Consider the following 11,838-nt stretch of genomic DNA (forward strand, 5'->3'; position numbering starts at 1 on the left):
CCCGCAGCAAACGAACTGCGGACCCAGCGGAGTCGAGGTCAGCGACCCTCGACCGGCACGAAGTCCCGCTCGACAACCCCCGTGTAGATCTGACGCGGGCGCCCGATACGCGAACCGGGCTCCTTGATCATCTCGTGCCACTGGGCGATCCAGCCCGGGAGGCGGCCCAGGGCGAAGAGGACCGTGAACATCTCGGTCGGGAAGCCCATGGCGCGGTAGATCAGGCCGGTGTAGAAGTCGACGTTCGGGTAGAGGTTGCGCGAGACGAAGTAGTCGTCGGAGAGCGCGTGCTCCTCCAGCTTCAGCGCGATGTCCAGCAGCTCGTCGGACTTGCCGAGGGCCGAGAGGACGTCGTGCGCGGCGGCCTTGATGATCTTCGCACGCGGGTCGAAGGACTTGTACACCCGGTGGCCGAAGCCCATCAGGCGGACGCCGTCCTCCTTGTTCTTCACCTTGCGGATGAAGGAGTCGACATCGCCGCCGTTGGCCTGGATGCCCTCCAGCATCTCCAGGACGGACTGGTTGGCGCCGCCGTGCAGCGGGCCCCACAGCGCGTTGATGCCGGCCGAGATCGAGGCGAACATGTTGGCCTGCGAGGAGCCGACGAGGCGGACCGTGGAGGTCGAACAGTTCTGCTCGTGGTCCGCGTGCAGGATCAGCAGCTTGTCGAGCGCGGAGACGACGACCGGGTCGAGGTCGTACTCCTGGGCGGGGACCGAGAAGGTCATGCGCAGGAAGTTCTCGACGTAGCCGAGGTCGTTGCGCGGGTAGACGAACGGGTGGCCGATCGACTTCTTGTACGCGTACGCCGCGATCGTCGGAAGCTTCGCGAGCAGCCGGATCGTGGAGAGGTTGCGCTGCTTCTCGTCGAACGGGTTGTGGCTGTCCTGGTAGAAGGTGGACAGCGCCGAGACGACCGACGACAGCATCGCCATCGGGTGGGCGTCGCGCGGGAAGCCCTTGTAGAAGTTCTTGACGTCCTCGTGCAGCAGGGTGTGCTGCGTGATGTCGTTCTTGAACACGGTGAGCTCGTCGACGGTCGGCAGCTCGCCGTTGATCAGCAGATAGGCGACCTCGACGAACGTGGAGCGCTCGGCCAGCTGCTCGATCGGGTAGCCGCGGTACCGGAGGATGCCCTCCTCACCGTCGAGGTAGGTGATGGCGGATTTATAGGCGGCGGTGTTCCCATATCCGCTGTCCAGCGTCACCAGACCGGTCTGAGCACGGAGCTTCCCGATGTCGAAGCCCTTGTCGCCGACGGTGCTGTCGATCACCGGGTAGGTGTACTCGCCGTCGCCGAACCGCAGTACTACAGAGTTGTCGCTCACGTCATCCCTCACCGACGTTGTGCCTCTTCTTCGAGGTTGCCCTGACTGTCTCTACCATCCCCCATTTGGCGCAGGAGAGTGCACTCGGGGTCGACCATTGGGCCTATTGGCGGCACTCAGTGCCGCCAACTTCCTCATCCTGCCCCCTCCACCCCGGCAACTGGAAGTGCTGTGTGACCTTCATGACTCATTTGATCGATCATTTTTTACGGTCAGTCTGAAGTCCAGTGCCGTGCAGCGCCGCCCGGCCGACACGGTACGCACGGCCTGTCCGATCGCCTTGCGCGATCCGACCAGCACAACCAGCTGTTTGGCCCGGGTGACGGCCGTATACAACAGGTTCCGCTGGAGCATCGTCCACGCGCTCGTGGTGACCGGGATCACCACCGCCGGATACTCACTGCCCTGCGAACGATGGATTGTCACCGCATACGCGTGCGCCAGCTCGTCCAGTTCATCGAATTCGTACGGAACCTCCTCGTCCTCGTCCGTCAGCACCGTGAGGCGCTGGTCCACCGGGTCGAGTGAGGTGACGACGCCGACCGTGCCGTTGAAGACGCCGTTGGCGCCCTTCTCGTAGTTGTTGCGGATCTGGGTGACCTTGTCGCCGACCCGGAAGACCCGGCCGCCGAACCGCTTCTCCGCGAGGTCGGGCCGGCCGGGCGTGATCGCCTGCTGGAGCAGCCCGTTGAGGTTGCCCGCGCCCGCCGGACCCCGGTGCATGGGCGCGAGCACCTGTACGTCCCGGCGCGGGTCGAGCCCGAACTTGGCCGGAATCCGGCGCGCCACCACGTCCACGGTGAGCCGGCCGGCCTCCTCCGTGTCGTCCTCGACGAAGAGGAAGAAGTCCTTCATGCCGTCGGTGATGGGATGTTGGCCGGAGTTGATCCGGTGCGCGTTGGTGATGACTCCGGATTGCTGGGCCTGCCGGAACACGCGCGTGAGGCGCACGGCGGGGATGGGACCGCCCTCGGCCAGCAGGTCGCGCAGCACCTCGCCGGCGCCGACGCTGGGGAGTTGGTCCACGTCTCCGACGAAGAGGAGGTGGGCTCCCGGGGGGACGGCTTTGACGAGCTTGTTGGCGAGGAGGAGATCGAGCATGGAGGCCTCGTCGACGACCACGAGGTCGGCGTCCAGGGGCCGGTCCTTGTCGTAGGCGGCGTCGCCCCCGGGCTTGAGTTCGAGGAGACGGTGGACGGTCGAGGCGTCGGCGCCGGTGAGTTCGGCAAGTCGCTTGGCGGCACGGCCGGTTGGGGCGGCGAGAACGACCTTGGCCTTCTTGGCGCGGGCGAGTTCGACGATCGAGCGCACGGTGAAGGACTTTCCGCAGCCGGGGCCGCCGGTGAGAACGGCGACCTTCTTGGTGAGCGCGAGCCGGACGGCGGCCTCCTGCTCGGGCGCCAACTCCACGCCCGTACGCCCCTTCAGCCACCCCAGCGCCTTGTCCCAGGCCACGTCGTGGAAGCCGGGCATACGGTCGGCCTGCGTGTGCAGGAGCCGGCGGAGCTGGGCGGCGAGGGAGAGTTCGGCGCGGTGGAAGGGGACGAGGTAGACGGCCGTGACGGGTTCCGAGTCGCCGTCGGGCCCGGGGACCTTCTCCCGTACGACACCGGGGTCGCCCGACTCCTCGTCCGGGAGGGCGAGTTCGGCGAGGCACTCGATGACGAGCCCGGTGTCGACCTGGAGCAGCTTCACCGCGTCGGCGATGAGCCGCTCCTCGGGGAGATAGCAGTTGCCCTGGTCGGTGGCCTGGGAGAGGGCGTACTGCAGCCCCGCCTTGACGCGCTCCGGACTGTCGTGGGGAATCCCGACGGACTGGGCGATCTTGTCGGCGGTGAGGAAGCCGATGCCCCAGACGTCGGAGGCGAGGCGGTACGGCTGGTTCTTGACGACGGAGATGGAGGCGTCGCCGTACTTCTTGTAGATGCGCACGGCGATGGACGTGGACACCTCGACGGTCTGGAGGAAGAGCATGACCTCCTTGATCGCCTTCTGCTCCTCCCAGGCGTCGGCGATCTTCTTGGTCCGCTTGGGCCCGAGCCCCGGCACCTCGATCAGCCGCTTCGGCTCCTCCTCGATGATCTGGAGGGTGTCCATGCCGAAGTGCTGGGTGATGCGGTCGGCGAAGACGGGTCCGATGCCCTTGACGAGGCCGGAGCCGAGGTAGCGGCGGATGCCCTGGATGGTGGCCGGGAGGACGGTCGTGTAGTTCTCCACGGTGAACTGCTTGCCGTACTGCGGGTGCGACCCCCAACGCCCCTCCATCCGGAGGGACTCACCGGCCTGGGCGCCGAGCAGCGCGCCTACGACGGTGAGCAGATCGCCGCCGCCGCGGCCGGTGTCGACACGGGCGACCGTGTAGCCGTTCTCCTCGTTGGCGTAGGTGATCCGCTCCAGGACACCTTCGAGGACGGCGAGGCGGCGCTCGCCGGTGGGGTTGCCTCGATCTGCCGCCTGGGTGGACATGAGTCGACGGTACCGGGCGGGTGTGACAGCGCTCAGGGGAGTCGGTGGAGGGGGTTTTCGTTTCGCGGACCGCTACGTGGGTCAGGGTGTTCGCGATCTCCACACAGGAGTCACCGTCGCCCGCGCCGGAGTAGGACGACTTCCGCCAGTGGTCGGGGGTGCCCATGGGATGCCTCACAGCTCATTGGCGAGCCCGTCGATGAAAGCGGTAAAGGCCTCGGCGGGAAGGGTGAGGGTGGCGCGGGTCGGGACCTTAGAGTCCCTGACGGCTATGTGCAGGTGGCGATGGCCAACCTCCACGCAGGCATCACCCTGGCCGCCCCCGGAGTCGGACGACTTCTGCCAGTTGTCAGGAGTGACCATGCGGTCACAGCTCCTTCGCCAGCCTGTTGATGAAGGCGGTGAAGGCCTCGGCGGGGAAGGTGAGGGTCGCGTGGCTCGGGATCTTGGAATCCCTGATGGCTATGTGCGCATGACGATGGGCGATCTCTACGCAGGCGTTACCGTCGCCACTGCCGGAGTAGGACGACTTACGCCAGTTGTCAGAGGTGATCACCGGGCGCCTCACAGCTCCTTGGCCAGCCTATGGATAAGGTCACGCGAACGCTCAGGCTCTAGTGACACCGCCTCCACTCTACGGAAGAGCGTTCGGAAGACGCCGAGTTGGGCTTCGGAGTCAATGAAGACACTGCCGTGAGGACCGTCACGTACCACGGTGTCCAGTCTCGGGACAGCGCCTCCGGCGTACACCATCGCGGCTGTGACATCGGCGAACTCCTCCAGTTCGAAGGGGATGACGCGTACGGTGACGTGATCCGCCTCGGAGAGTTCCAGGATGCTGGCAAGTTGGGCACGCGAGACGGCGCGCCCGCCGACGCGGATCCGCAGGGCGGCCTCGTGGACGAGCACTTCGTACGGAACGCGTCGTGCCGCCCCGATGGCGACTCGCCGCTGCATCCGGTGACGGACACGCAACTCCAGCTCGTTCTCGGGTAGTTGGGGAACCCGCCGGGAGAAAAGCGCTCGCGCGTAGTCCTCCGTCTGGAGAAGACCGGGGACATGCAGGAAGTCCACGTCCCAACGGCATGTGGCGTGGTGCTCCAGTTCGGACAAGTCCAAGAACGACGTAGGGAGGAGGCCCCGGTACTCCTCCCACCAGCCGCGCGTCCGATCGGTGGCCATAGCGGCCAGGGCGTCGATGAACTCGCTGTCCGTGCAGGCGTATTGGGATGCCAAGCGGCGCAATCGATCCTCGCTCACCCCAGAGAGGCCGGACTCGATGTGGCTGACCTGGACGTGACTCACCCCCAGTAGCGCTGCCGCTCCCTTGGCCGTGAGACCTGCCGCATCGCGGAGTCTGCGCAATTCAACAGCCAGTCGCAATTGACGTGCCGTCGGTTCACGCCTTGTCGTCATCGACCGCTCCTTGGTGCAACACGCCAGTGGGCGCAACCCATTCAGGGGTCAGATTACGCGATTGGCTTGCGCGACCGAAAATGTAACCCCTACCGTCAGTGACGCGACGCACACCCTGCGGAACCCCCGGGACACCGGAAGCGCACCACTCCGTCCTGCCACGGCGGCTGTGGCACTGCCACCGCCCGCGACACCCCGCAGTCCTCCGAACTCCCCACCACTGAACCGGAGTTGACGCATGCCCGAAAACCCAATCCCACCCAGCCCCTGGGAGTACTGCCTCTACGTCCCCAACGACCCGCGCGCCGTCACCATCAGCCGTCGCACCCTCCGACTGATCCTCACCATGCACGGCCTGATCCGCCTGGCGGACACCGCCGAGCTCCTCGCGACGGAGCTGGTCGCGAACGCCGTGCAGCACACGAAGGGGCCCGCCGCCCTGCGAGTCGAATGGTCCGACGGAGTCCTCCGGCTCGGGGCCTGGGACGCCGATCCCGAACCGCCGCACTCGCCAAGGTCGTTGGAGGAACTCGGCGACTCGGAGGACGGGCGCGGACTCGCGCTGGTCCGGGCCTGTGCCGATCAGTGGGGCTGGCAGCCGCTGTCCCGGAACGGCAACCGGGGGAAGCTCGTGTGGTGCGAGCTCGGCGCGGCTTGAGGCGCTGGCCTGCCGGGACTGCCGCGCAGGGCGGGCCAGTCCGGGGGGCGGGTCAGACGTTCACACCGGCCCGCCCTGCCCTACAGGAGCGCACCCGAGGCCGGCCGGTATCCACAACTCCGCGCCGCCTCGCGGTAATAGCCGAGGTCGTACAACCCGCCCTGCGGCGAGGCGAGCAGGTCGAGGTCCTGCGGTAGCTCGAAGCCGTTGAACTCGGCACGCAGTTCCAGCACGTTGCGGAAGCCCGCCGGGCTCAGGGCGGCACGTCTGGAGAGGCCGTCGGCGGCGACGTTGAGGTCGTAGATCTTCGCGGCGAGCTCGGGCGAGGTCTCGTCGTCCACCAGTAACTGAACGGCCGCGTCACGGTGACGTCGGTCGAACACCCACGTCATGCCGCGAATGAAGGCGCGGAGGAAGCGGACCGCCGTGCCGGGGTTGTCCTGGAGCCAGCCGCGACTCGACGCGAGCATTCCCCCCTGGTACGGCTGGACGGTGTCCGCCACGACCCCGATGACGGGCAGGCCGGCTTCCCGGGCGCGCACCACGCCTTCGGCGTTGATGATGGCCGCTTCCCACAGCCCGTCGAGCAGGCCCTGAAAACGGGCCGGCGTGCTACCGGCCGAGAGCAGTGTGTAGTCCGTTCCGGCGGCCAGGCCGGCGTTGAGCATGATCTTCTCGGCGGGCAGTCCGAATCCGGAGTGCGGGACGTCGACCCCCACCCGCTGATGCCGCAGGCTCTCCGCCGTCGGGTACCCGGCCGCCCCCACCAACGCCAGCCCCAGGCCGAGGTCGTGCGCCGCGACGATGACGTTGTCCAGGATCCGCCCGGCCGGATTGCCGGGGTTCAGCTGGTAGTTGATGGCGTTGTCCGTCGCCGAGACGATGAACTCGATTTCGCGCTGGTCGACCTGGATGAACGTGGGGCGGGACGACACGAACTGGGCGTAGTCGACGTCGAGGTTCTCCTCGACGAAGTACTGGTTGGCGATGGCGGCCAGAATCGGCAGCGATCTCGAAGCGGAGCGGACACGGACCAGGGGCGGAGACGAATCGGCGAGTGCGGCCGGGGCGGCAGAAGGGTCGGCGGCCCACGCCCTCGAGCCCGGCACCAAGGCGCCCGCCGAGGCGGAGGCCAGCAGAACGAAGGATCGTCGCGAGAGATTTCCGAGCGCCATTCCGGCTCCTGTCGAGAGTGACTCCGCGATACGCGGAACAGACGCGCCCGTGCCAAGGAGGGATCGGGCATCTCACGCCCGGGTCTGCCCGCCAGGTTAGGAGAGCGGGTCGCCCCGGACAACGGGGCTGATTCGAAGTCCTGTTGATCAAGTGGCCGGCGTTGCCGTTCAGGGCCGCCCGCACCCCCACCCCCCACATCACAATCCGGTCACACCCCCTTGTTAACTCACATGTAATCGATTCCAATCCTCCATGTAATCGATTCCACGAGGAGGTGGAACGGCGATGGCGAGCATCAAGGACGTCGCCGCCGAGGCCGGGGTCTCCGTGGCCACGGTGTCGCGCGTGCTGAACGACCATCCGTCGGTCAGTGACGACGCACGTACGCGCGTCCTGGCCGCCGTAGAGGCGCTGGACTACCGTCCGAACGCCGTCGCCCGGTCGCTGCGCACCGATCAGACCCGCACCCTCGGCCTGGTCATCAGCGACGTGCTGAACCCTTACTTCACCGAGCTGGCCCGCTCCGTCGAGGAGGAGGCCCGCGCGCTCGGGTACAGCGTCATCATCGGCAACGCCGACGAGCGGCCGGAGCTCCAGGACCACCACGTACGGACGCTGCTGGACCGTCGTATCGACGGCCTCCTGCTCTCCCCCACCGACGGCGGCTCCCCCGGGATTCTGGACGCCGCCCGTGCGGGGACGCCCATGGTGTTCGTGGACCGGTGGATCCCGGGGCTCGACGTGCCCGTCGTGCGGGCCGACGGGCGGGCCGCGATCCGGGATCTCGTCGCGCATCTGTACGGGCTCGGGCATCGCAGGCTCGCCATCATCGCGGGCCCCGCCGCCACGACCACCGGCAGTGAGCGCGTCGCCGCCTTCCGGGACGCGCTCGCCGAGTACGGCATCCCGCTCCCCGACGCCTACATCGGGGAGGGCGACTTCCAGGCCGAGAGCGGGCGGCGGGCCACCGAGGGCTTCCTCGACCTGCCCGAGCCGCCCGAGGTCGTCTTCGCCGCCGACAACCTGATGGCGCTCGGCGCCCTGGACGCCGTACGCGCGCGGGGGCTGCGGGTTCCCGAGGACCTCGCGCTGGCCGCGTTCGACGACATCCGGTGGTTCGTGCACACCGATCCGCCGATCACCGCGATCGCCCAGCCGACCCCCGAGCTGGGGCGGGCCGCCGTGCGCGCCCTCGTCGACCGGATCGAGGGGCGGGTGCCGGAGTCCGTCACCCTTCCCGCCCGGCTCGTCGTGCGCCGCTCGTGCGGCGAGACGAACCCCTCACCATCCCCTGTTCGAAGGAGCAAGTCGTGAGCAACGACGACGAGTTGCTGCGCATCGAGGGCATCCGCAAGACCTTCCCCGGTGTCGTCGCGCTGGACGGCGTCGACTTCGATCTGCGCCGGGGCGAGGTCCATGTGCTGCTCGGCGAGAACGGCGCCGGCAAGAGCACCCTCATCAAGATGCTCTCCGGCGCCTACCGTCCCGACGGCGGTCGCATCCTGGCCGGCGGCGAGGAGGTGCGCATCCACAGTGCGCAGGACTCCGCGCAGCTCGGGATCGCCACCATCTACCAGGAGTTCAACCTCGTTCCCGATCTGACGGTCGCCGAGAACATCTTCCTGGGGCGGCAGCCGCGCCGCCTCGGGATGATCGACCGGAAGCGGATGGAGGCCGACGCCGCCGTGCTGCTGGAGCGCGTGGGTGTGAACGTGTCGCCGCGTGCGCGGGTGCGTGAACTCGGTATCGCGCGGCTCCAGATGGTCGAGATCGCGAAGGCGCTCAGCCTCGACGCGCGCGTGCTGATCATGGATGAGCCGACCGCCGTGCTGACCTCCGAGGAGGTCGAGAAGCTTTTCTCCATCGTCCGTCAACTGCGCGCCGACGGGGTCGGGGTCGTCTTCATCACCCATCATCTTGAGGAAATCGCCGCCCTTGGCGACCGCGTCACCGTCATCCGGGACGGGAAGAGCGTGGGGCAGGTGCCCGCCTCCACCCCCGAGGACGAGCTCGTACGACTCATGGTCGGGCGGTCCATCGAGCAGCAGTATCCGCGCGAACGGGCCGACACCGGCGCCGCGTTGCTCTCCGTCGAGGGGCTCACCCGGGACGGTGTCTTCCACGACATCAGCTTCGAGGTGCGGGCCGGTGAGGTCGTCGGGATCGCCGGGCTCGTGGGAGCGGGTCGTACCGAAGTCGTACGGGCCGTCTTCGGGGCAGACCCGTACGACCACGGGGCCGTGAAGGTCGGCGGCTCCGCGCTGCGCGGGCACGACGTCAACGCGGCGATGACCGCGGGGATCGGGCTCGTGCCCGAGGACCGCAAGGGGCAGGGGCTCGTCCTCGACCAGTCCGTGGAGGAGAACCTCGGGCTCGTCACCATGCGGGCCGCGACCCACGGCGGGCTCGTCGACCTCAAGGGGCAGCGGGTCGCCGCCGCGCGGATCGCCGAGCAACTGGGCGTGCGGATGGCGGGACTTGGGCAGCAGGTGCGGACGCTGTCCGGCGGCAACCAGCAGAAGGTCGTCATCGGCAAGTGGCTGCTCGCCGACACCAACGTACTGATCCTCGACGAGCCGACGCGCGGGATCGACGTCGGGGCCAAGGTCGAGATCTATCAACTCATCAATGAACTCACGGCCGCCGGTGCCGCCGTGCTCATGATCTCCAGCGATCTGCCCGAAGTCCTCGGCATGAGCGACCGGGTGCTCGTGATGGCCCAGGGGCGCATCGCGGGCGAACTCTCCGCCGAACAGGCCACGCAGGACTCCGTGATGGCGCTCGCCGTCAGCACACCGACTCAAGCAACTACCGCCGTGGAGGGCCACCGTGGCCACTGAAACGCTCAAGAGCACGCCGGGCGCGAGTGGCGCCTCGGGGATCCGCCGACTGCTCCTGGACAACGGCGCGTTGACCGCGCTCATCGTCCTCGTCATCGCCATGTCGGCGCTCTCCGGCGACTTCCTCACCACCGACAACCTCCTCAACGTCGGTGTCCAGGCGGCCGTCACCGCGATCCTCGCCTTCGGTGTCACCTTCGTGATCGTCTCGGCGGGCATCGACCTGTCGGTGGGTTCGGTGGCCGCCCTGTCCGCCACCGTGCTCGCGTGGAGCGCCACGCAGCACGGCGTCCCGGTCTTCCTCGCCGTGATCCTCGCGATCGCCACGGGTATCGCGGCCGGTCTCGTCAACGGCTTCCTCATCGCCTACGGCAAACTGCCGCCGTTCATCGCGACGTTGGCGATGCTGTCGGTGGCGCGCGGGCTGTCGCTGGTGATCTCGCAGGGCTCGCCGATCGCCTTCCCCGACTCGGTCTCCCACCTCGGTGACACGCTCGGCGGCTGGCTGCCGGTGCCGGTCCTGGTGATGATCGTGATGGGGCTGATCGCGGCCTTCGTGCTCGGGCGGACGTACATCGGCCGGTCCATGTACGCGATCGGCGGCAACGAAGAGGCCGCGCGGCTCTCGGGGTTGCGGGTCTCGAAGCAGAAGCTCGCGATCTACGCCCTGTCCGGCGTGTTCGCCGCCGCCGCGGGCATCGTCCTCGCCTCCCGGCTCTCCTCCGCGCAGCCGCAGGCCGCCGACGGTTACGAGCTGGACGCGATCGCCGCGGTCGTCATCGGCGGTGCCTCGCTGGCGGGCGGCACCGGCAAGGCGTCCGGCACGCTCATCGGCGCGCTGATCCTCGCGGTGCTGCGCAACGGCCTCAACCTCCTTTCGGTGTCGGCGTTCTGGCAGCAGGTCGTCATCGGTGTCGTCATCGCGCTGGCCGTCCTCCTCGACACCGTGCGGCGCAAGGCGGGCGCAACTCCCGTCAGTGGTACGGGTGTTGGCGGCGGTGGCAAGGGCAAGCAGGCGACCACGTACGCCCTCGCGGCCGTCGTCACCATCGCGATCGTCGGCGCCACCTCCTTCCTGCACAACGACTCCTCCACGACGTCCAAGCCCAAGCTCGGCCTCTCCCTCTCCACGCTCAACAACCCGTTCTTCGTGCAGATCCGGTCCGGCGCGCAGGCCGAGGCGAAGAAGCTGGGCCTGGACCTGACGGTGACGGACGCGCAGAACGACGCCTCCCAGCAGGCCAACCAGCTGCAGAACTTCACCAGTTCGAACTACGGCGCGATCATCGTCAACCCGGTGGACTCCGACGCGGCGAGCAACTCCGTGAAGGCCGCCGACAAGGCGAAGATCCCGGTGATCGCGGTCGACCGGGGCGTCAACAAGGCGGCCGTGGACACCCTCGTCGCCTCCGACAACATCGCCGGCGGTGAACTCGCGGCCAAGACGATCGCCGAGAAGCTGGGCGGCACCGGCAAGATCGTCATCCTCCAGGGCCAGGCGGGTACGTCGGCGGCACGCGAGCGGGCCGAGGGCTTCGCCAAGGGGCTCAAGGCCTACCCCGGCATCCAGGTCCTCGCCCAGCAGCCCGCCGACTTCGACCGCACCAAGGGCCTCGACGTGATGTCGAACCTGCTCCAGGCGCACCCCGACGTCCAGGGCGTCATCGCGGCCAACGACGAGATGGCCCTCGGCGCCATCAAGGCGCTCGGTTCCAAGGCGGGCAGGTCGGTGTCGGTCGTAGGCTTCGACGGCACGCCCGACGGGCTGACCGCCGTGAAGCAGGGGACGCTGTACGCGTCCGTGGCGCAGCAGCCGAGCCAGTTGGGCAAAATCGCCGTGGACAACGCGCTGCGCGCGGCTCAGGGCAAGAAGGTGGAGACGACGGTGAAGGTGCCCGTGAAGGTGGTCACCAAGGAGAACGTGGCCGGTTTCACCGGCTGACAGCGGACCGGT

Annotated in this window: 10 protein-coding genes and 1 pseudogene; 4 read left to right on the forward strand and 7 right to left on the reverse strand. The window is 68.2% G+C overall.

The genetic code is table 11. From position 1 onward, the window contains the following. Positions 1-38: 38 nt before the first annotated feature. The 6 genes and pseudogenes from SSP08S_RS01050 to SSP08S_RS01070 all read right to left on the reverse strand — a co-directional run bounded on the left by SSP08S_RS01050 (position 39) and on the right by SSP08S_RS01070 (position 5,210). Positions 39-1,328 carry a citrate synthase gene (locus tag SSP08S_RS01050; RefSeq protein WP_019065715.1) on the reverse strand — a complete coding sequence of 430 codons (1,290 nt, stop codon included), beginning with the start codon at positions 1,326-1,328 and terminating at the stop codon, positions 39-41. Positions 1,329-1,508: 180 nt separating this feature from the next. Further along, positions 1,509-3,794 (reverse strand): SF1B family DNA helicase RecD2, encoded by a 2,286-nt coding sequence (recD2, locus tag SSP08S_RS01055; RefSeq protein ID WP_019065716.1) that lies wholly within the window; start codon positions 3,792-3,794, stop codon positions 1,509-1,511. Between the two features lie 58 nt (positions 3,795-3,852). Continuing rightward, positions 3,853-3,960 (reverse strand): annotated as a pseudogene (locus tag SSP08S_RS58925) (DUF397 domain-containing protein); the annotation flags it as partial. 8 nt (positions 3,961-3,968) lie between these two features. Then, positions 3,969-4,157 (reverse strand): DUF397 domain-containing protein, encoded by a 189-nt coding sequence (locus SSP08S_RS01060; protein ID WP_019065717.1) that lies wholly within the window; start codon positions 4,155-4,157, stop codon positions 3,969-3,971. A 4-nt stretch (positions 4,158-4,161) separates the two neighbouring features. Further along, a complete protein-coding gene (locus SSP08S_RS01065) occupies positions 4,162-4,350 on the reverse strand; it encodes a DUF397 domain-containing protein (protein ID WP_019065718.1) in 189 nt (62 codons plus the stop codon). Positions 4,351-4,358: 8 nt separating this feature from the next. Next, complete coding sequence (locus SSP08S_RS01070) at positions 4,359-5,210, reverse strand: helix-turn-helix domain-containing protein (RefSeq protein WP_026178074.1); 852 nt, start codon at positions 5,208-5,210, stop codon at positions 4,359-4,361. A gap of 238 nt (positions 5,211-5,448) precedes the next feature. On the opposite strand from SSP08S_RS01070, the gene SSP08S_RS01075 reads away from it, so the two are divergent. Further along, positions 5,449-5,868: an ATP-binding protein gene (locus SSP08S_RS01075; RefSeq protein ID WP_019065720.1), complete on the forward strand. Its 420-nt coding sequence runs from the start codon at positions 5,449-5,451 to the stop codon at positions 5,866-5,868. A gap of 80 nt (positions 5,869-5,948) precedes the next feature. Here the strand turns inward: SSP08S_RS01075 and SSP08S_RS01080 are convergent, their stop codons facing one another. Then, positions 5,949-7,043, reverse strand: a complete 1,095-nt coding sequence (locus SSP08S_RS01080; protein WP_019065721.1) for an ABC transporter substrate-binding protein — start codon at positions 7,041-7,043, stop codon at positions 5,949-5,951. Positions 7,044-7,329: 286 nt separating this feature from the next. Between SSP08S_RS01080 and SSP08S_RS01085 the strand changes: the two genes are divergently transcribed. The 3 genes from SSP08S_RS01085 to SSP08S_RS01095 are packed head-to-tail and all read left to right on the forward strand — an operon-like array spanning position 7,330 to position 11,826. Beyond that, positions 7,330-8,358, forward strand: coding sequence for a LacI family DNA-binding transcriptional regulator (locus SSP08S_RS01085; RefSeq protein ID WP_019065722.1), 1,029 nt, complete (start codon positions 7,330-7,332; stop codon positions 8,356-8,358). Continuing rightward, complete coding sequence (locus SSP08S_RS01090; RefSeq protein WP_019065723.1) at positions 8,355-9,884, forward strand: sugar ABC transporter ATP-binding protein; 1,530 nt, start codon at positions 8,355-8,357, stop codon at positions 9,882-9,884. Before SSP08S_RS01085 ends, SSP08S_RS01090 begins: the two co-directional genes overlap by 4 nt. Continuing rightward, on the forward strand, positions 9,874-11,826 hold the full coding sequence (locus SSP08S_RS01095; protein ID WP_019065724.1) for an ABC transporter permease/substrate-binding protein: 1,953 nt from the start codon (positions 9,874-9,876) through the stop codon (positions 11,824-11,826). Before SSP08S_RS01090 ends, SSP08S_RS01095 begins: the two co-directional genes overlap by 11 nt. Positions 11,827-11,838: the final 12 nt, after the last annotated feature.

The organism is Streptomyces hokutonensis (assembly GCF_000376565.1).
In the GTDB taxonomy this organism is placed as follows: Bacteria; Actinomycetota; Actinomycetes; order Streptomycetales; family Streptomycetaceae; genus Streptomyces; species Streptomyces hokutonensis.

Excerpts from the sequence above, each read along its gene's own strand:
- recD2 (WP_019065716.1), bottom strand. The coding sequence starts at position 3,794 with ATGTCCACCCAGGCGGCAGATCGAGGCAACCCCACCGGCGAGCGCCGC.
- SSP08S_RS01060 (WP_019065717.1), bottom strand. The coding sequence starts at position 4,157 with ATGGTCACTCCTGACAACTGGCAGAAGTCGTCCGACTCCGGGGGCGGC.
- SSP08S_RS01070 (WP_026178074.1), bottom strand. The coding sequence starts at position 5,210 with ATGACGACAAGGCGTGAACCGACGGCACGTCAATTGCGACTGGCTGTT.
- SSP08S_RS01075 (WP_019065720.1), top strand. The coding sequence starts at position 5,449 with ATGCCCGAAAACCCAATCCCACCCAGCCCCTGGGAGTACTGCCTCTAC.
- SSP08S_RS01080 (WP_019065721.1), bottom strand. The coding sequence starts at position 7,043 with ATGGCGCTCGGAAATCTCTCGCGACGATCCTTCGTTCTGCTGGCCTCC.
- SSP08S_RS01085 (WP_019065722.1), top strand. The coding sequence starts at position 7,330 with ATGGCGAGCATCAAGGACGTCGCCGCCGAGGCCGGGGTCTCCGTGGCC.